The sequence below is a fragment of the Gracilibacillus pellucidus genome (genome assembly GCF_033949965.1).
Lineage (GTDB): Bacteria > Bacillota > Bacilli > Bacillales > Amphibacillaceae > Gracilibacillus > Gracilibacillus pellucidus.
This window is the reverse complement of the sequence record NZ_JAWZSR010000001.1, coordinates 445,152-465,106: the sequence shown is the minus strand read 5'-3', so window position 1 is coordinate 465,106 and position 19,955 is coordinate 445,152. Positions and strand designations below refer to the sequence as shown.

At 36.2% G+C, this 19,955-nt stretch carries 22 protein-coding genes; 9 read left to right on the top strand and 13 right to left on the bottom strand.

Going from position 1 to position 19,955, the window contains the following annotated elements; translation table 11 throughout:
* Nucleotides 1-57: 57 nt before the first annotated feature.
* Nucleotides 58-1,782, bottom strand: a complete 1,725-nt coding sequence (menD, locus tag SH601_RS02230; RefSeq protein WP_319956590.1) for a 2-succinyl-5-enolpyruvyl-6-hydroxy-3-cyclohexene-1-carboxylic-acid synthase — start codon at nt 1,780-1,782, stop codon at nt 58-60.
* Nucleotides 1,779-3,167 carry an isochorismate synthase gene (locus SH601_RS02225; protein WP_319956589.1) on the bottom strand — a complete coding sequence of 463 codons (1,389 nt, stop codon included), beginning with the start codon at nt 3,165-3,167 and terminating at the stop codon, nt 1,779-1,781. The genes menD and SH601_RS02225 overlap by 4 nt, the downstream gene beginning before the upstream one ends.
* A gap of 306 nt (nt 3,168-3,473) precedes the next feature.
* Here SH601_RS02225 and SH601_RS02220 point away from each other — a divergent pair, with 306 nt between their 5' ends.
* Both SH601_RS02220 and SH601_RS02215 read left to right on the top strand, forming a co-directional pair.
* Nucleotides 3,474-4,406: a 1,4-dihydroxy-2-naphthoate polyprenyltransferase gene (locus SH601_RS02220; protein WP_319956588.1), complete on the top strand. Its 933-nt coding sequence runs from the start codon at nt 3,474-3,476 to the stop codon at nt 4,404-4,406.
* Between the two features lie 15 nt (nt 4,407-4,421).
* Nucleotides 4,422-4,796 (top strand): hotdog fold thioesterase, encoded by a 375-nt coding sequence (locus SH601_RS02215; RefSeq protein ID WP_319956587.1) that lies wholly within the window; start codon nt 4,422-4,424, stop codon nt 4,794-4,796.
* A gap of 113 nt (nt 4,797-4,909) precedes the next feature.
* Here SH601_RS02215 and SH601_RS02210 read toward each other — a convergent pair whose 3' ends face one another.
* Nucleotides 4,910-5,479 (bottom strand): ECF transporter S component, encoded by a 570-nt coding sequence (locus tag SH601_RS02210; RefSeq protein WP_319956586.1) that lies wholly within the window; start codon nt 5,477-5,479, stop codon nt 4,910-4,912.
* 137 nt (nt 5,480-5,616) lie between these two features.
* The gene (locus tag SH601_RS02205) at nt 5,617-6,675 is read right to left on the bottom strand and encodes a M20/M25/M40 family metallo-hydrolase (RefSeq protein ID WP_319956585.1); all 1,059 of its coding nucleotides are present in this window, start codon (nt 6,673-6,675) and stop codon (nt 5,617-5,619) included.
* Between the two features lie 71 nt (nt 6,676-6,746).
* On the opposite strand from SH601_RS02205, the gene SH601_RS02200 reads away from it, so the two are divergent.
* Nucleotides 6,747-7,760: a potassium channel family protein gene (locus tag SH601_RS02200; RefSeq protein ID WP_319956584.1), complete on the top strand. Its 1,014-nt coding sequence runs from the start codon at nt 6,747-6,749 to the stop codon at nt 7,758-7,760.
* 350 nt (nt 7,761-8,110) lie between these two features.
* Here SH601_RS02200 and SH601_RS02195 read toward each other — a convergent pair whose 3' ends face one another.
* Both SH601_RS02195 and SH601_RS02190 read right to left on the bottom strand, forming a co-directional pair.
* Nucleotides 8,111-8,254, bottom strand: a complete 144-nt coding sequence (locus SH601_RS02195; RefSeq protein ID WP_319956583.1) for a hypothetical protein — start codon at nt 8,252-8,254, stop codon at nt 8,111-8,113.
* Between the two features lie 68 nt (nt 8,255-8,322).
* Nucleotides 8,323-9,669, bottom strand: coding sequence for a glucose-6-phosphate isomerase (locus tag SH601_RS02190; protein WP_319956582.1), 1,347 nt, complete (start codon nt 9,667-9,669; stop codon nt 8,323-8,325).
* Nucleotides 9,670-9,947: 278 nt separating this feature from the next.
* Between SH601_RS02190 and SH601_RS02185 the strand changes: the two genes are divergently transcribed.
* On the top strand, nt 9,948-10,148 hold the full coding sequence (locus SH601_RS02185; protein ID WP_319956581.1) for a DUF378 domain-containing protein: 201 nt from the start codon (nt 9,948-9,950) through the stop codon (nt 10,146-10,148).
* Between the two features lie 233 nt (nt 10,149-10,381).
* Here the strand turns inward: SH601_RS02185 and yugI are convergent, their stop codons facing one another.
* Nucleotides 10,382-10,729 carry a S1 domain-containing post-transcriptional regulator GSP13 gene (yugI, locus tag SH601_RS02180; protein ID WP_319956580.1) on the bottom strand — a complete coding sequence of 116 codons (348 nt, stop codon included), beginning with the start codon at nt 10,727-10,729 and terminating at the stop codon, nt 10,382-10,384.
* A 346-nt stretch (nt 10,730-11,075) separates the two neighbouring features.
* Here yugI and SH601_RS02175 point away from each other — a divergent pair, with 346 nt between their 5' ends.
* Nucleotides 11,076-11,867: an alpha/beta fold hydrolase gene (locus tag SH601_RS02175; protein WP_319956579.1), complete on the top strand. Its 792-nt coding sequence runs from the start codon at nt 11,076-11,078 to the stop codon at nt 11,865-11,867.
* A gap of 92 nt (nt 11,868-11,959) precedes the next feature.
* A complete protein-coding gene (locus SH601_RS02170) occupies nt 11,960-13,129 on the top strand; it encodes a MalY/PatB family protein (protein WP_319956578.1) in 1,170 nt (389 codons plus the stop codon).
* 88 nt (nt 13,130-13,217) lie between these two features.
* Here SH601_RS02170 and SH601_RS02165 read toward each other — a convergent pair whose 3' ends face one another.
* From SH601_RS02165 to SH601_RS02155, 3 genes are all read right to left on the bottom strand, one after another.
* A complete protein-coding gene (locus SH601_RS02165; protein ID WP_319956577.1) occupies nt 13,218-13,814 on the bottom strand; it encodes a superoxide dismutase family protein in 597 nt (198 codons plus the stop codon).
* 59 nt (nt 13,815-13,873) lie between these two features.
* A complete protein-coding gene (locus SH601_RS02160) occupies nt 13,874-14,044 on the bottom strand; it encodes a hypothetical protein (protein WP_319956849.1) in 171 nt (56 codons plus the stop codon).
* A gap of 102 nt (nt 14,045-14,146) precedes the next feature.
* Entirely contained in the window at nt 14,147-14,410 is a 264-nt protein-coding gene (locus tag SH601_RS02155) for a phosphocarrier protein HPr (protein ID WP_319956576.1), read from the bottom strand.
* Nucleotides 14,411-14,637: 227 nt separating this feature from the next.
* Here SH601_RS02155 and deoD point away from each other — a divergent pair, with 227 nt between their 5' ends.
* On the top strand, nt 14,638-15,345 hold the full coding sequence (gene deoD / locus SH601_RS02150) for a purine-nucleoside phosphorylase (protein ID WP_319956575.1): 708 nt from the start codon (nt 14,638-14,640) through the stop codon (nt 15,343-15,345).
* Nucleotides 15,346-15,532: 187 nt separating this feature from the next.
* Nucleotides 15,533-16,006, top strand: a complete 474-nt coding sequence (locus SH601_RS02145; protein ID WP_319956574.1) for a divergent PAP2 family protein — start codon at nt 15,533-15,535, stop codon at nt 16,004-16,006.
* Nucleotides 16,007-16,097: 91 nt separating this feature from the next.
* Here SH601_RS02145 and SH601_RS02140 read toward each other — a convergent pair whose 3' ends face one another.
* The 3 genes from SH601_RS02140 to SH601_RS02130 all read right to left on the bottom strand — a co-directional run bounded on the left by SH601_RS02140 (nt 16,098) and on the right by SH601_RS02130 (nt 18,518).
* On the bottom strand, nt 16,098-16,781 hold the full coding sequence (locus SH601_RS02140; RefSeq protein ID WP_319956573.1) for a 3D domain-containing protein: 684 nt from the start codon (nt 16,779-16,781) through the stop codon (nt 16,098-16,100).
* 66 nt (nt 16,782-16,847) lie between these two features.
* Nucleotides 16,848-17,159, bottom strand: a complete 312-nt coding sequence (locus SH601_RS02135) for a YuiB family protein (RefSeq protein WP_319956572.1) — start codon at nt 17,157-17,159, stop codon at nt 16,848-16,850.
* A 141-nt stretch (nt 17,160-17,300) separates the two neighbouring features.
* A complete protein-coding gene (locus SH601_RS02130; protein WP_319956571.1) occupies nt 17,301-18,518 on the bottom strand; it encodes an NAD(P)/FAD-dependent oxidoreductase in 1,218 nt (405 codons plus the stop codon).
* Between the two features lie 284 nt (nt 18,519-18,802).
* Between SH601_RS02130 and SH601_RS02125 the strand changes: the two genes are divergently transcribed.
* Entirely contained in the window at nt 18,803-19,786 is a 984-nt protein-coding gene (locus SH601_RS02125; RefSeq protein ID WP_319956570.1) for an NAD(P)/FAD-dependent oxidoreductase, read from the top strand.
* Nucleotides 19,787-19,955 lie beyond the last annotated feature (169 nt).

The following is a 19,955-nucleotide window of genomic DNA, read 5'->3' as shown; positions in this document are numbered from 1 at the left end:
GCTTATGAATGACCGAATTCTCACTCTTTCTTTTTTTCGGGCATTCATCCCCGTCCACTAGCGCAAAATAGCTAATACACTCTGCTCAATTTCTTGCCAATTTTGTTGATGCCACTCTACATTTTCCTGTCGATCCGTTTGTACTTCAATAAGTGAAACACCTTTTTTCTCATAGCTAGCTTTTAATGCATCTAAATAAGTAGACCATTCCTTCACAGCTGTATACGGAAAATCATACAGTACTGCTACTTTTTCAAATGAAATGGATTGTGGTGTCCCGAATAACATTTCATAATGCGGATTGTCTTCTTTTGCTTGTGGTAAAAAGGAGAAGATTCCGCCTCCTTGATTATTAATTAATACGATCGTCACATTTAGTGGATAATTCTTTGTCAACAATAAACCGTTCATACTATGTAAGAATGAAATATCCCCAATTAATAATGTTACATGATTACCATTCTTAGCCATACCGAGTGCTGTAGAGATAATACCGTCAATTCCATTCGCACCACGGTTAGCATGGATTGTTATCTTTTTAGCTGTAGCCAACCAAAAAGTATCCACATCCCGAATAGGCATACTGTTACCCACAAATAGTGTACTTTCATCAGGTATAGCATGCTGAATTCCTCGAACAGCTAATCCTTCCGTTAATACTTGCTGTTCTCGATTCAACACTGCTTTAGCTGCATGATTCATCTGTTGCCATGTAGCTAGCCAGTCCTCATCAAATGTTAAGGACAAATCAGCTAATTGATTCGCAATATTTGTTGGCTTGCCATACATATAATGCGCTTGTTTTATCGCAGGATTACGAAATGTTACATCTTCATCAATAATAAATTGTTCAATTTCATTTTCCTGCAAAAGTTGCAAAACAGGCTTAGAGACAGGCATTGCACCAAAACGAATAATAAAATCTATATTAATTTGACTTCTAACTTGTTTCGATTTCAAAATGCTATCATACGTCTCCACTATCACACCCTCATCCGCTACAACACGCATAGAAGACAATGGGTCAGCTAATACAGGTAACTGCCATTTTTTCGCTAAAGATAAGATTGCAGCTCCTAACGCAGGATAGTCATGCGGACCACAAACAATTACACCACGTTTCTTATTTTGCAATTGTTGTTCGATATTTGCTAAAACTTGTGGTGATAGCCTTGTTTCATCTGACTGAAAATGTTGGACATAAGCAGTATCATCCCCCCACACTCCTTCTAAACGAAAATCAGGAATAAGTGGCTCACGGAAAGGAAAATTCAAATGAACTGGTCCTTTCACTTGATAAAGAGATGTCCGTACTGCTCGATCAGCATGATTACGCGCGTATTGCAACATATTTTCGTTCATTTCTGGCATTGCCATTTCATGAAAACTTTTCACATAATCACCAAAAATTTTAATTTGATCAATAGCTTGTGGCGCCCCTACAGAGCGCAATTCATGAGGACGATCAGCTGTTAATACAATTAAAGGAACACGTGCTTGATATGCTTCGATAATCGCTGGAAAATAATTAGCTACAGCCGTGCCAGAAGAACAAACCAACACAACCGGATTATTTGTTTGCTTTACAATCCCTAGCGCGAAATAGCTAGCAGAACGTTCATCAATATCAACTGTGATTTGAAAACGATCATATTCTGCAAACGCAAGAGATAGTGGTGTAGAGCGTGAACCTGGTGATATCACCACATCACGTACACCACTTTTAAATAATTGATCGACAAAATGACCGATATATCTTGATAAAGCTTCTGTATGACTCATCGTGCTCCTCCTAGCGCATGTAGCATCGGCGTGAATTTAACTCCTGTTTCTTCATACTCGATGTCAGGATCGGAATCAACTACTACTCCGCAACCAGCAAATAGTGACGCTTGATCACTTCTTACAAGTGCAGAGCGAATCGCAACAGCAAATTCTCCATTAAATGACTGATCAAACCAACCAATTGGCGCACCATACCAACCACGCTCTAGCTGCTCAAATTTTCTAAGAAAATCTAAAGAACTTTCTCTTGGAAATCCGCATAAAGCAGGCGTTGGATGAAGTTTTTCTACTACATCTAACAACGTATACCCCTCAGCTAATTGTGCTTGTACAGGCGTATATAAATGCTGCAGATTTTTTAATGGATACAATACTGGCGCATTAGGCATCTCTACAGATGTCGCACATGATCTCACCGCACCCTTAATCATATTCACCACAATTTGATGTTCGTGTTGATTTTTCTCATCATCTAATAACTGTTGGCCAATCTCTTTGTCCTCTTCCTCTGTCTTTCCTCTTGGTGCAGTTCCAGCAATACAAGCTGACAACAATTGATCGTTTTCTACTTTGACTAATCGTTCAGGAGTTGCCCCAACAAAGCAAGCATCATCTTTTTCCCACGCAAAGATAAAGCTGTTTTCTTGTTTCTTCTCTAACTCTCGAAGAACTGTCCCTAAGTCACAGACCTCATCAAACTCTAACTGCAATTCCCGCGCTAAAACAATTTTATCGACTTGTTCTGTTTCAATCGTTGTCGTTGCTTTCTTCACAAGTTTCTTCCATTGATTTGGATCGACTTCATGTTGTAAGACAATTCGATTGTCACGATAAGTCGATGTTTCTGCATGCAATAGTCGATTTCTATCAGTAACTAAATCAGTTGCTAGCTTGTCCACATTACTTTCTTTTTCTATATAGACAGTTGTAGTTAAAAATGCTTTATCGTTCTCAACAGTTAACAAAAAAGTCGGGACTCTAAACTTGCTTCCAGTAAAATCAGACCACAATTCCTCGGATTGTTCCTGTGCATCAAACGGAAAACCACCTAAAGCAATAGGGCCTGTTTTATATTGACTAAATTGATTCACGATTTTCGTATTTTTCATCATTTGTTGCCATTTTTCTTGCAACGTTTGATAAGAAGCATCTTCATCATGTAATAGCGCCGCTTCTCCAATGCCCACAAATTGTGTGTTGCGATCAGCACTAGACCAAAAGACTCTATCTCCACCTACTTCTTTACCATTTTGAAAGAAATCAATTGGATTTATCCATTTTATCTGTTCGGTAACACTAACAAAGGTTGGTGCCGAATCAGTAATAGACTGTTGTGCGGATTGTAAAACACCATCTATTTTTATTTCCTTTGTTTCAATCATTGCTAAACCCTCCAATATAATAGGGCATATTTTCCTCTTTTGACGTGCTAGATTTATGACTAACACTGTGTAAAACGCTATTCATTATAGTATAATTTCCACTATTTTTAAAGACAGTCGTAACTTGTTTCGAATATAACCCCTTTAATAGTATAACAAAAATCCTTTTGAAGGTGAGAAATATTGTTTATAATGCTGTGAAGATTAAATAGGTTACTTGACAACCTATAACAATAGTTTGACACACCTATAAGTATTCACTAAAATTATAATGTTACTTAATTTTTATCAAGGAGATTTCTTACAATGGAAACAAAAGCAAACCATTTAAATGAAAAGCCCGGATTTCATGTCTGGTGGCGACTATTACGTCCTCATACATTAACAGCATCCTTTATTCCTGTTTTTGTTGGAACAATGTTAGCTGTATTGGATAATCATTTTCGACCATTAGTATTTATCGCAATGCTTGTAGCAGCAATGTTGATCCAAGCAGCAACAAATATGTTTAACGAGTATTATGATTATAAAAGGGGATTAGACAATGAAAACTCTGTCGGAATCGGAGGTACGATTGTCAGAGATGGTATTAAACCCATTGTCGTAAAAAGACTTGCATTTACCTTCTTCGGTATAGCGGTCTTATTAGGAGTATATATTTGTATGGCTTCTAGCTGGTGGATTGCTTTAATAGGAAGTATCTGTATGTTAATCGGCTATTTATATACTGGCGGACCCATTCCAATTGCTTATACACCGTTTGGTGAATTATTCTCTGGTCTTTTAATGGGAACAGTAATCATTGGAATTAGTTACTACATTCAAACAGAAACACTGACGTGGCAAGTAATCGTTATTTCGATTCCAATCGCCATATTGATCGGTTCCATTCTGTTAGCGAACAACATTCGTGATTTGGATGGCGACAAAGAAAACGGTCGAAAAACAATTGCTATCTTACTCGGTAGAAAAAATGCCATTTACCTGCTATCAACATTAATGTTAATTAGTTATGCTTTAACTGCTGCGTTTATTATCGCCGACTTACTACCAATTTATAGTATTATTAGTTTCTTAAGTATTCCTGTGGCACGTAAAGCCGTACAATTATTCCAAGCAAACACAACAAATGTAGGAATGATTCCTGCGATGGCTACTGTTGCTAAGCTGAATACCATCTATGGAGCGCTTATTGGATTATCGCTATTATTACAAATTATTATCCCGTTACCATTTTAATGAGGAGGTCACACTATGCACACGACGTTAATGGAAGCATTACAAATGCGTGTAAAAGAAAAATCGCAACAACTTGTTAAAATGGAGATGCCCATTACCGGAAATGTCAAACAACCTATGGGCTTCCTTCATGGGGGCGCAACTGTAGCATTAGCTGAAACCGCAGCAAGTATTGGTGGCATGGAGCATGTTAATCCTGATTCACAAGCCATTGTAGGTATCGAGATTAACTGCAATCATATTAAAGCGAAGAAAGATGGCACAATAATTGCTATGGCAACGCCTATCCACATTGGAAAAACAACAATGGTCTGGAATATACAAATTGAGGATGAACGAGAACAATTAATCGCAACATCGCGCTGTACATTAGGAGTTATTAATCGATAGAACAAAGAGTACCAATTGATAATGATTGGTACTCTTTGTTCAAATAGACATATTATTGTAATTTATCTAACAAATTAAAAAAGCAAGAGGACATCCCCTTGCTCTTCTTACACTTATTTTTTTTGAATCCAATTCTTTAATTTACTGAAGATCAGAACAAAAACAACCGCTACAATAATCCCTTTAATTAAATTAAATGGTAAAATACCGGCTAATACAGTAGTTCTTTTGACAGCTTCGGACATCTCTTCCCATCCCATAAACCAGCTATACGCTGGAAGGAACAAGAAATAGTTTAACAGAGATAAACCAATTGTCATAAGCAGTGTACCAATTCCTAAACCTATCCAAACGCTCTTCATCGAACGGTACTTCATATACATAAGGCTGACCGGTACGACATAAAACATTCCTGCAAAGAAGTTCGCTACCACACCAACAGGGTCAGAAATGGCCGTTACGAGTAAGTATAATATATTTTTCACTGCTACAACAAGCACACCTGCGAGCGGAGAAAAAATAACCCCTCCAATTAAAGCTGGAATATCACTTACATCTATTCGCAAATATGCCGGAACAAAAGGTATTGGAAAATTTAAAAACATAAGTAAAACGGATATCGTTCCTAGAATCGAAATAACGATCAAACGATAGAGATTTCCAGTTTTAGCCGATGAATGCAACTTGATCGCCTCCCCATCGAGATTATAAAAGCGCAGAGCGCAACATGGCAACAGCGCGATAATACGTTGTTACCATTTTATGCTTTTCTACGTATAACAATATAATCCTATGGGTTTTATTAGTTGATGTCAATCTTTTAATCTTCTAATGGATTTAAACTTTCCTTACCAGTCATGTTTGTAATCATTTCCACTAATAATGTGATTTCTTCTTCGATATCTTTAATACTTGCTGTTTCAACAGGTGAATGCATGTAACGTAACGGTAAAGAAACTAAGCTAATCGGTACACCTTTACCTGTTAGACGCATCTTATCTGCATCTGTTCCAGTAAGTCTTGGTGTTAACTCATATTGCACATCCATATCCAACTGTTTTGCGTTTTTTTCTAATAACTGATTTAATTTTCGGTTAATCGGTGCACCTTTTGCAAGAACTGGCCCGCCATCTAAACGAATATCTCCATACTTTCCTGTGTCAACAGATGGATAGTCTGTAGCAAAAGTTACATCTAAGGCAAGTGCTGCATCAGGCTCAAGCCCAGCAGCAGCAAAATAAGCACCACCCATATTTGTTTCTTCATTCACGGTACTCACACCATAAACACCGATATTAATATCTTGTTCTGCTAATTTTCTCATTACTTCTGCCACAATAAAAGCACCAGTACGATTATCAAGGCCTCTACCTGATACATAACGATCTTTTAATACTTCTGATTGTCTGCGGTAGACAACTAAATCACCAATTTGTATATCCACTTCTGTTTCTGCTTTATCTTTTGAGCCACAATCAATAAACAAGTCTGCCACATCAAAGTCACCTTTTATACCACCATGATGTTGCGCATTAACACCAATAACTCCTGGTACTTTTTTGTCTTGACCTAAAATTTCTACTTTCATACCGATTGCTGCTTTTGGGTTAATACCGCCCATTTTATCGACATAAACATATCCTCTTTCATCAATGCGGTTAACAACAAAAGCAATTTCATCAGAATGACCAGCTAATAACAAATGGAAATCAGCTTGTTCATTTTTCACCGCAATTACGTTTCCTGCATTATCAGTACGAATTTCATCAGCAAACGGCTCCACATATTTTATCCATTTTTTTTGGATTTCCATTTCCATACTTGATGGTGATGGTGTATGTAATAATTCTTGTAAAAAATCGATTCTTTCCTTTTCCATATTTAACACTCCTCTTTTTAAGAATAACATCATCTAACTTGCCAACACTATATTGTAAAAAAGGTGATCACATGTTATGGCATAAGTTTATCCAATTTTATTTTCATTTACCTGTTACTGTACGGCTATTACTAAGTGTTTCGATATTAATGATTATGTTTGGTTCTATGATTCACCTCATTGAACCTATTCACTTCCCTACTGTATTTGATGGGATTTGGTGGGCAATCGTCACTGGTTCAACAGTAGGTTATGGCGATTACGTTCCATTAAGTGCGATTGGTAAGGTAATCGCGATTTTACTTATACTAGCTGGTGGTGGATTCGTTACATTTTATATGGCTACCTTATCTGCAAGTACAATCAAATATGAGCAAGATTTATCGGAGGGTAAGAACCAATATACCGGAACAAACCACACTATTATTATAGGCTGGAATGAACGAACAAGACAACTAATCGAAATGTTTAAAGACCATAATATTGAAATGGATATCGTCCTAATCGATCATTCCACACAAAAAATAGCGTATCGACAACACCGTCTACATTTTATAAGTGGTGAACCCACCTCCGATCATGCATTACAACAAGCAAATATTAAGCACGCCAAACATGTGATCATTACCGCTGATCCGACATTAACAGAAGAAGAAGCAGACCGCCAAACAATCTTGAGCATTATTGCTAATCGTGGTAATCATGCTTCTATTCATATCATCGCAGAAATATTAACAGAAACACAGAAAAAAAATGCCGTTCGAGCAGGTGCGAATGTGCTCGTCCGCTCTAATAATTTCATGAGTTCGTTATTCTTTCAATCACTTTTTCAAAAAGATTTGCAAGTTACAGACATTATAGCAAACACACTAACAGAACAACAATTTTGCTATGAAGTAATCGATGATGATCTCATCGGTAAAAACTTCTTCTTTTGCGCACAACAAATGCTCCATAAGCGAAAATGGTTAATCGGTATGATGAGGAACGAAGAGATGTTTCTACACCCCGACTTCACATTAGAATTAAAAAAAGGAGATTCTCTGATTTATTTAAAACCAGTAAATCAAATTCAGTTAAAGTGAGCCTCCTACTGATTGTTAGCGAATTTTATTAGGGAGTTAGTGTCCGTTTACAGCGTGATAAAATAGAGTGAAGCGCATATCGTTTTTGGAGAGTTGATATTATATATTGACTTATTTACACTTTAGAGCTTGATCTGCTTCTTTTTTGTTCATAAATGAATTTATTTACACTTTGAGTCTGTTCTACTTACTTTTTTGTTCATAAATGGATTTATTTACACTTTGAGCCTGTTCTGCTTATCTTTTTGTTCATAAATGGATTTATTTACATTTCAAGCAAAAACTAGTTTATTTTTTGTTAATAAATTCCTGTAGAAGGAATGTGTATTCGCCCTTTGTTTTCATTCGTATTAATACGGCGTAAATGTCCCTTTCAATTTTTTTCTATAGCGTTCCAATCTTTTTATTTTTCTAAAAGTTAAAAGGGAACAAATCGTTACTACGATTAGCATTAATTCGTGTTCTTCGCCACGATTATCAATAATTTTATACATAAAGGCCACCTCCTTATGAAAAAAAGCTATCCCCCAACACTTACGCATGGAGGACAGCTCTGGTATGATTATAAACGTTTTTCTAATTTTTCTTTTTCTTCTTCAAATCCTGGTTTACCAAGTAATGCGAACATGTTTTTCTTGTATGCTTCTACACCTGGTTGGTCAAATGGATTTACTCCTAATAGATAACCACTGATTGCACATGCTTTTTCGAAGAAGTATACAACATATCCAAATGTATATGCATCTAGTTTCGGAAGATGAACTAATAAGTTTGGTACTTGTCCATCTGTATGTGCAAGAAGTGTACCTTGGAATGCTTTTTCATTAACGAAGTCTAATGTTTCTCCAGCTAAGTAATTCAAGCCATCCAAATCTTGCTCTTCTTTTTCGATTGTAATATTTGATTTTGGCTCTTCTACATGAAGAACGGTTTCGAAAATATCACGACGACCTTCTTGTACGTACTGACCTAATGAATGAAGGTCTGTTGAGAAGTTTGCAGATGAAGGATAAATTCCTTTGAAATCTTTTCCTTCACTTTCACCAAATAATTGTTTCCACCATTCAGCAAAATATTGAAGTGCTGGTTCATAGTTAATAAGCATTTCAATTGTTTTACCTTTGTTATGAAGGATGTTACGAACTGCAGCATATTGGTATGCAGGGTTTTTAGCAATATCTGCTTCACTTAATTCTTCTTGAGCTTTTTGTGCACCTTGCATCATTTCATCAATATCTACACCACTTACGGCAATTGGTAATAAACCTACCGCTGTAAGAACAGAATAACGTCCTCCTACATCATCAGGAATAACGAAGCTTTCATAGCCTTCTTCTGTTGCTAACGTTTTTAGTGCACCTTTAGCTTTATCTGTTGTTGCATAAATACGTTTTCTTGCTTCTTCCACACCATATTTTTCTTCTAAGAACTTACGGAAAACACGGAAGGCGATAGCTGGTTCTGTTGTTGTACCACTTTTAGAAATAACATTAACAGAAACATCTTTGTCTTTTAATACATCAAATAAATCGTTAATGTATGGAGCACTAATACTGTTACCAACAAAGAATACTTGTGGTGTATCACGTTGTTCTTTTGTTAACTCGTTATAGAAAGAGTGGTTAAGCATTTCAATTGCTGCACGCGCTCCTAAATATGAACCACCAATACCAACAACTAAAAGCACATCTGAGTCTGATTTAATTTTTTCTGCCGCTTTCTTAATGCGAGCAAATTCTTCTTTATCATAATCTGTCGGAAGGTTTACCCAGCCTAAAAAGTCATTACCAGCACCTGTTTTGTTATGTACCATTTCATGTGCTAATTTAACAGGTTCTTTCAAGTAATCTAATTCATGTTCACCGAAAAAGCTTAGGGCTTTCTCATAATCAAAACGTACATGTGTCATGTTCTGCAACCTCCAATATTTATTATCACTCTTTAAATGTACCGAATCCTTCGTGTTAAATCAAGCAATGCAACACCCAACTTAATAAAAATGTTACAACGCCTCCTTAAAAGAATGGAGCATTTGCTAAGTTTTTTAACGGATTCCTTCCTTTTTCCGAAATTTAGCACATGCGAAATTTCTCCCTTACTAACGAGAAATATTCTTTGTATAAAATGAAATCAACTGCAACAAAATAAGGAAGGTATCAACTTTCATGACAGAGAAGAGGGTTATCTATGAAAAAATTTGCTTTAGTCCTTATTATTATCGGTGCGATTAATTGGTTACTAATCGGACTATTTCAGTTCGATTTAGTGGCCGCTATATTTAGTGGTGGTAGTCAAGAAGGTACCTTTGCCAGAATTATTTATACGATTGTCGGAATCGCAGGGATAATTAGTATTGCATCACTTTTTGATTCGAATAAAGAGGCATAAGAAAAAATCGTGGAACTTCATTCAATTTAATGAATTCCACGATTTTTTTCCAGTCAAATTTATCACGATGCAGGAGTCCGTAATACCCCCTCTTCAAGATTCGAGTTAAAACAAAGAAGCTAAGTGGGGGATAAACGGACGCTAACGCCCTGATAAGTTTCGCTAACAATCAGTTGGTGTCAAAAACTCCCACTGATTGAAGTCTCACTTTATCACGATACAGGTATTTCATTTTATTCAGATTGTTTAATCCACTCTTTAAGCTTATCCTTCAATGTGTGAAACCCATGCTCGCCCTCTTTTTCTAAAATAGGATTTATCGCTGCTTCTTGTTTTTCACCTTCTAAAGCTCTGATAGATAGAGCATATTTATTTTCCGATTGGTCGATTTCAATAATTTTTACTTTAACTTGATCTCCTTCTTTCACATGATCATTAATATTTTTTACATAACCATTCGTCACTTCCGATATATGTACAAGTCCTTGTGCCCGCTCCCCCATTGAGACAAAAGCACCATAAGGCTGAACTCCCGTAATTACTCCCTCCACAATGTCACCTATTTGAAATTTCTCTGACATCCTTCCAACTCCTCTAACATTTACTTGCCGATTTTTACTGTTTAAACATTATGTAATGTTAGCATACTTCAGATAAAAATAGCAAAAGATAGCAAGAAACAGATGGATAAACATTCTCTCCGTTAAGCCCAAAAATTATTTTTCAAAAATAGGTTTAAAAAAGTGATAATTGGGCAATTTATAATTGTGTAAGACTTTCTCGTATTCCCCCTGGATAGCAAAGCGATTTATCGCTTTGCTTATTTTTTTTTCGTTACTGAATAGATGATAATCGATATGCGTAACCTACAACAGTACACATACATCTATTCCTTACTTTTCGATAGCGAGGGCGAGGTAATCAATAATGATGCAATATAAAGGACACGACATCAGCTATACTTTTCACAAGCAACCACTTAAACCAGTTATTATTATGCTCCACGGTTTATTAGCTTCTTCCTATAGTTTTCGTAAATTAATCCCTTTGCTACAAACAAACTTTCAAATTCTCACCATTGATATCCCCCCTTTTGGTGAAAGTAGTAAAAATGCTCACTGTTTATTCTGCTATGAAGAAATGGTCGATGCTATTCACCACCTAATGAAAGAGCAATCGATTAAACAAGCAATTTTTGTCGGCCACTCTATGGGAGGACAGATTAGCTTACGTTTTGCATACAAATATCCTGATAATGTCAAGCACCTCTATTTGCTAGCACCATGTAGTTTTATGAGACAACCACCTCCATTTTCCAATATTGTTTATCAAGTCCCTTTTTCTCCATTTGTGCTAAGGGAACTTTTAAAGCGTAAAGGTGTCTATCAAATGCTCCGCCATTCTATCTATCACGATTACTTAATTACGGATGATATGCTGGAGCATTATAAAAAACCTTTTTTAGATAAAACGATCTATCCATGTTTAGTAAAAGTCTTACACGATCATCAAGGTGATTTGTCTGAAGAAGCATTGCTCAACATCTCGATTCCTACTTCCATCGTATGGGGAAGAAAAGATGAAATCGTTCCTTGTCATATAGGCTATGAACTCATAAGGTATTTACCAAACGCAACTCTTACTACTTTTGATCATACCGGTCATTTACTTCCAGAAGAAATACCTAATGAAATAGCGAAATTAATTGGATCCACGTAATGTGAGCTTGAGTATTAGACTTTTTCCATTTAAAGCAATATGATGGAATAGTAGAAAGAATCGTTAATAGTTATAAAGGAGTATCGATAAAGATGACATTTTCTTTTGATAAGCAAATTGAACGAAGAAATACAAGAGCAGTCAAATGGGACCTAGTCCAATCACTTTACGGTTCAAAAGATGTCTTACCAATGTGGGTTGCTGATATGGATTTTGAAGTACCACCAGCAGTAAAAGACGCGCTTGTAGAACGAGTACAACACGGTGTATTTGGCTATACCTTTGCAGATCCAGCTCTCCAAAATGCGATAACGGGATGGTTAGACTATAAACATGATTGGCAAGTCAAAAGCGCTTCGATTCTATATAGCCCAGGAGTCATCACGACGTTATATATGGCAATCCAGACCTTTACTCATCAAGGAGACAAAGTATTAATTCAGACACCTGTCTACCCACCATTTTATGATATTGTGAAACGACACGATCGCCAATTGGTAACAAGTCAGCTTAAAGTTCATGAAGGTAAATATGAAATGGACTTCGATGACTTTGAGGCAAAATTGCAGCAAGGGGTTAAAGCTTTTATCTTATGTAATCCTCACAATCCGGTTGGACGTGTATGGAAACAAGAAGAATTAGAACAAATTGTGGCACTCTGTAAGAAATACAATGTGCTAATCTTAGCAGATGAAATTCATGCTGATCTTGTTTACAAACCGAACAAACATATTCCAATCGCTAAGATTGATGAGGAAATGACAGATCAAATCATTACTTGCATGTCCCCTACAAAAACGTTCAATTTAGCGGGATTACAAGCATCTTATGTGATTGTAACAGATAAAGAAAAACGCGAAGCATTAGAGCAATCGTTTAACAAGCAAGGGGTACATATGTTAAACACAATGGGTATTACAGCTATCGAAGCCGCCTATAACAACGGACGCGAATGGCTTGATGGGTTACTTGCACAGCTAGAAGAAAATATTGACTATGTCGTACATGCATTTCAAGATAACGACAAGGTAGAAATAACTCGTCCTGAAGGTACATACCTCGTCTGGATGGATTTCCGAAAACTAGGTCTTTCTCAAGACGAGTTAAAAGAATTCTTACAAAAAGATGCAAAAATCGGCTTGAATGACGGAGCGACATTTGGTGAAGAAGGTATTGGATTTATGCGAATGAATGTTGCCTGTCCACTATCAACAGTAAAAGAAGGAACGGAGAGAATATTAGCAGCATTAGAAAAACAATGAAGACCTATTAGGAAATGAGCGTCCATTTACACCATGATAAAAAAGAAACGAATTTCCAGCTACTGCTGATGATTCGTTTCTTTTTTCTTTAATTATCATCCTCTTCATCTTCATCAACGTTTGATTCAGTAGGATCTGTTGGTTTTTCCTTGTCTGCTGACTCCTCTATGGAAATAACGCCACAGACAATCCGTTCTCCAGCATTTCCAGCGGGTTGTGAAATACCATCATCTGCATCTGCATGAATAATAATCGAAGTACCATCTTCTCTTAGCAACGATTTATCGCCTTCCATTAAGGTAGCACCTTGGACTTCTAACTCCACATCAGCCGTTCCATCTTCAGCCACTTCAATATTAGGCAAATCACCTAGATGAGCACCATCTGGATGCATCAGTCCATGTTCTTTACCTTCTGGATTAAAATGATTACCTGCAGATTGAAAATCAGGCGCTTCACATTTAGCAAACTCATGAATATGTATTCCATGAAAACCAGGCGCTAAACCTTCTACTTTAATCTCAACTGCGACAGAATCATCTTGCTCCTTAAAATTAGCCGTTCCCACTGCATCAAGATCTTGATTATATAAACGTACCTCTATCGGAGAACGTTCCTCACCTTGGCAGCCAACAAGCAAAATACATAATACAATGGAACAATAATAAAGTAATGAGTATTTCATTTTATCTACCTCTCTTCACTTATCCATTTACTATTATAGACAAGTAGAGGTAAACTTAATCACTCCAGTTGATCGTCATACTCTCGCTTCCATTTTTCTTCTTCTTTTTTAGAAGCTTTCTTGATCAAATACATCGTAATAGCAGCTCCAACCATAAAGATAATCAACATAATGACAGAAGGAATGTACAACGATTTATCCTCTGGAAAATACAAAAATTCCATCATCATAAACCACTTCCTTTTTAGCTATTAGAAACTTTAGTGTTTGTGTGACTAGCTTCTTTTCTTGCTAAATATGCAAAAAAAGCTAGTAATTACTAGCTTTTCCTGTTATTCTCCTAAATGTTCTGCAATTGTTTCTGCAATTCCTGCTAGAGCTTCTCCCTCGTCATTACCATCAACAGTAATACGGATTTCTGCTCCTTTAGGTACACCAAGTGACATAACACCCATAATAGATTTTAAATTAACTGTTTTACCATTGTAATGTAATTCCACATGTGATTCGTATTGACCAGCCTTATTTACTAATAATGTTGCTGGACGTGCATGAATACCTGTGTCACTTTGAATAGTAAATGATTGTTCTTTCATTCTCGATTCCTCCTCGTTCATCTTTAAACAGTCATACAATTGTAACAATTGCGAAATGACTAACTTACAACTATTATATACGAAAAATAAAATTTAAGAAACAAAAAACAGCACTTTTTTGAAAAGGGTTCCACAGAAGTATACTATAGGTTCTATTTGTATTTAATTTTTCATTATGCTATTTTCTAATTATAACAAATTCCCTATTTGAGGAGGACTTTTATTAAATGAGTGTACATATCGGAGCTAAACAAGGAGAAATTGCAGAGACAATTTTACTGCCTGGCGATCCACTGAGAGCAAAATATATCGCCGAAAACTTCTTAGAAAATGCAACTTGCTACAATGAAGTTCGTGGCATGTATGGTTACACAGGTACATATAAAGGAAAAGATATCTCTGTTCAAGGGACTGGTATGGGATTACCGTCTATTTCTATTTATGTAAACGAATTAATCCAAAACTATGGTGTAAAAAATTTAATTCGTGTTGGGTCTTGTGGTGGGATCAAAAAAGATATAAACGTTCGAGATATCATTCTTGCAAGTAGTTCTTCTACAGATTCACAAATGAATAGAATGGTCTTTGGCGGGATTGACTACGCCCCTACCGCTGACTTTGATCTCCTAAAGAAAGCATATGACATCAGTGTAGACAAAGGACTTACACCTAAAGTTGGAAATATTTTCGCAAGTGATAATTTTTATCGTGACAACAATAAAGAACTAGTACAATTACTTGATCAATACAATGTTTTAGGCATTGAAATGGAATCTACAGCTTTATATACATTAGCAGCTAAATTTGACTGTAAAGCATTATCAATTCTAACTGTCTCCGATCATATGATTACCGGCGAAGAAACAACAGCTGAAGAGCGTCAAACTACCTTTAATGACATGATTGAATTGTCACTAGAAACTGCTATTAAGTAGTTATGTATTTCAAACGTTCTTATTCGATAGTATCCAATTATTAAATGCATGTTAAATACTGACCAAATCAATACTAAACACGATCAGGCTGTGCTATAATATTAGTAATGCACATAAGTTATACATAGTATTGTTAAGAACTACATAGTGACGAAACCCAGCTAAGAGACAGGGAGGATGTTCTAATTTGGAGCTTTTTGAAAATTTCCCACTTTGGGCAGCTTTGATTGCCATTGTATTTGCCCAAGTTGTAAAAGTTCCCTTGCATTTTTTTGCTACGAAAGAATTCAATGTCGGCTTAGCCTTTAGTACAGGTGGTATGCCAAGTAGCCATTCCGCTGCGGTTACAGCAGTGACAACAGGAATCGGGATCGAACACGGAGTATCATCAGGGCTTTTCGCTGTATCATGTGTACTAGCTGTTATCATCATGTTTGATGCGACCGGTATTCGTAGACAGGCTGGGGAGCAAGCAATCTTGTTAAACACACTTGTAAAAGATTTTCACCACTTTGTCTCTGAGGCAAAGGGATGGTCAAAAAAAGGGGAATACGAAAAACAAAAGGAGTTAAAAGAACTTCTCGGTCATCAGCCAATCGAAGTATTTTTCGGTGGCTTAACAGGAGTGATATTAGCCTTTCTGCTTTATCCGTTATTCTAAAAAAACAGGAACGAGAGTGCTCACTCCCGTTCCTGTTTTTTTCGTTGTTGGTAAAGAAAGTATTAGTCTAGCTCTGAGTGCTTTTCCTCTATTACTCTGCTTTATATAAATGTCTAAACACTTGTAATGACTCTGTATTATTCAACGTCTCCAGCGCTTCTTCTGTTAGCTCTCCATCACCATATTCAATTACATAGACATCAACATCTTTTTTGCCCCACTCTTCATATACGTCTGCAACAGTAGGATAATATAGGTCAATTTTATTCCCTTTGATCGCCCCACCTTTATCTGCTACAACACCATATCCATAATCAGGGATATAGAGAACGGTACCGAGCGGAAAAATAGTTAAGTCAGCAGCAATCGTAGAATATAAATCACGCGTCACCTTTACACCTGAAAATGTAACACCATATGCTGGATGATCAGCTGTTTTACCTGTTGATTCATGCCCTGCTGTATAGCCAGTGGCTGTAACAGTATGTTTTTCATATTGATCTAAATCTATTGTATCTTCTAATGTTGCCGGACCTGCTATTTCTTCACTAGAAATATACGTAACTCGATTATCACTATGTTGAGCCATTTTTTTGCTCACAGATACTTCTCGACTCTGTTGTAGCTCTGTCATAAACCGTTCTTCTGTCTCTTCTTTCAAACTAGCCATTACTTCTTTAGCCGACAGATTTGACACCATACTAAAACTAGACAATAATGCGCCAATCAATAAACCAATCATACATACATTTTTAGCGATTTTCCATATAAACATAAAAAGATCACACCTCTCTTAGGTGTAATCTTTTCCACTAACTATCAATAATATACCTTTTCTTGTTTAAAACATTTGATAACCATTTCTTCGCAAAAACCTTATCACCATTCCTGCAACAATCGTGCCAATAAAACCAGCTATTAAAATAATCATATCTTGAATATGCAAGGAAACGATTTCATCCCACAATGTAGGAAAAGCATTGCTTGGTTCCGTAAAGTATGTAGAAAAAGGTACATCGTTTACAATAAAGAATACGATAATCGGAAACACCCATACCATTAACCATGTTTGGCGTAGAATCATATTAAGGATAAAACTAATACCGAAAAAAAGCACAAAAAATAATAACACGGAAATAAATAATTGAATCATTAGCCAAATACTCCTCTTCTAACCCATTTCAACCTTATTACTCTTTCTTTATTCTATACTGCCAAACAAACATGTGCAACAATGTTTTTATTAGTTGACATAAAAAAGCAGAGAGATTACCCTCTGCTTTTCGCCATTTTATTAAAAGATATTGAATTTACCTTTTTTCAGTACTAGTCCTACACCACCGATTTTGAATAGTGCACGGTTATCGATTACTTTCTTCATGAATGATGCAGTCCATCCGTAGATTTGTTTTCCTCCAAAGATTGAACCCATTGCATCTTTTTCACCTAAAGAACATACTGTACCACGGTTAATGAATTCAAATTTCTCCATTTCGCCGCCTTTTACAAGTGCTACTAAGTTGTGAGCACAAACTTCCGCTTCTTGCATAGCAATTTGAGCAGTTGGTGGGTATGGACGATCAATTTCTTTATTCCATACTAACGCACAATCTCCTACTACAAATACATCTTCATGTGATGGAGCACGTAATTCTGGTGTAACTTCCACTTTACCACGATTATCTTCTAAAGTAGACTCTTCTACTAAGTGGTTAGCACGAACACCTGCAGCCCATACAGTTGTCATTGTTGCAATATCTTCTTTTTCGCCATTTTGTTCGATTGTAATACCATCTTCACGAACTTCTTTTAACATAGCGCCAAGTTTGAATTCTACCCCACGAGCTTCAAGTGAATTCATTGCATACTCGATTAATTCTGGGTCGAAACCAGGCATAATGGAATTCATACCTTCTACAACAATAAGTCTTACTTTACTGCGGTCAATATCATACTCTTTACAAAGTTCTGGAATACGGTTAGCTAATTCACCAACAAACTCAATACCAGTGAATCCACCACCACCGACAACAATGTTTAAGCGCTCGTCTTTCGGTTCTGCTTCGTTATTGTATGTTGCAAATTGATAATCGATGTGCTCACGGATTTGGCGAGCTTTGTTGATACTACCAATTGTAAGCGCGTGATCTAATAAACCAGGGATGCCAAATGTTGCAGCTTCAAAGCCTAGAGCAACAACTAAGTAATCATACTCAAGAGCATCTCCATCTTCTAATTCTACTTTTTTCTCATCTGGTTTGATCGCTGTTACTGTATCTTGCACAAAGTTAACTTTAGCAGAGTTAATAAGGCTAGAAATTTGTACTCGACTACGATCATGGTGCAATGTACCTGCAGCTGCTTCATGTAACCAAGTTGACTCATAGTGATAATCATGTTTGTTTACAAGAGTAATGTGTGCATCATTTACACCTAATTTTTTTTGTAATTTTGCTACAGTTGTGAGGCCACCGTATCCTGCCCCCAATATAACTATTTTAGGTTTATTCATCTTTCTCACATCCATTTAAGTATTTTTTGTAATAATTCGTGATATATTTCACGTACTATCACATGATGGTACAATATGCTTAATAATTAGTCCAGAGTATATGTTAGACCTTTTTACGACATTTTTCAACCAATATGATTGATTTTATAAATTTTTTTTGAACAATCTTATTCCTTCGCACTTTCAACGCAATTTATGCATGCCAAACTAGTAATAATGACATTCTAATAGAACTTGTGGTAAAATAAGTGGCATTGATGTAATGCATTAGGGGGAATCTAACGATGTCAAATGAAGTTTATGATATAACAATAATCGGTGCAGGTCCTGTCGGCTTGTTTACCGCTTTTTATGGTGGTTTACGACAATCTTCTGTCAAAATCATCGAAAGTTTACCACAAATTGGTGGGCAACTTAGTGCACTCTATCCTGAAAAATATATTTATGATGTTGCTGGTTTTCCAAAAATCAGAGCACAAGAATTAGTCGATAATTTAAAGGAACAAACAGAACTATTTAAACCAGAAATTGTTTTAAATCAATCTGTTGAAACAGTTGAACGTATAGATGAAGAAACATTGCGTATTACAACACCAACAGAAGAACATTTTTCTAAAGTAATCATCATTACTGGTGGTAATGGAGCATTCCAACCACGTAAATTAACTCTTGATAATGCAGAACAATTTGAAGATACAAACCTTCATTATTTTGTTGATACAATGGAAAAATTCCGCGATCAACGTGTTGTATTATTTGGTGGTGGTGACTCAGCAGTAGACTGGGCCTTAATGCTAGAGGATATTGCAAAAGAAGTCACATTAGTACACAGAAGAGATGCCTTCCGCGCACACGAAGCTAGTGTAGAGAACTTAATGAATTCTAAAGTGAACATTATGACACCATATGTACCTGAAAGTTTAATTGGGGAAGATAAAATTGAATCAGTTCGCTTGAAAGAGGTCAAAGGTGACAAAGAAGTTATTTTAGATGTTGACCATGTTCTTGTAAACTATGGATTTATTTCATCTTTAGGCCCAATTAAAAACTGGGGATTAGAAATTGATAAGAACAGTATTGTCGTTAATTCGAAAATGGAAACAAATATCCCTGGCATTTATGCTGCTGGAGATATTTGTACGTATCCAGGTAAGGTAAACCTTATCGCTGCAGGCTTTGGTGAAGGCCCTACAGCTGTTAATAACGCTAAAGCTTTTATGGATCCTAAAGCTAGAATTCAGCCTAAGCACTCTACAAGTATGTTTTAGTAGTAAAAATATAATTATAAAAATACAACAAAACACCTATATATCAGTATTTCGGTGGTTTAGAGAAAATAAGAATAAAACTATTTTTAGGTTAAAACTGTATCATTTATAGTATCACGGAATACAATCAGCACCTACTCAGTCGGTAGGTGCTTTTCTTTTCTTTTCC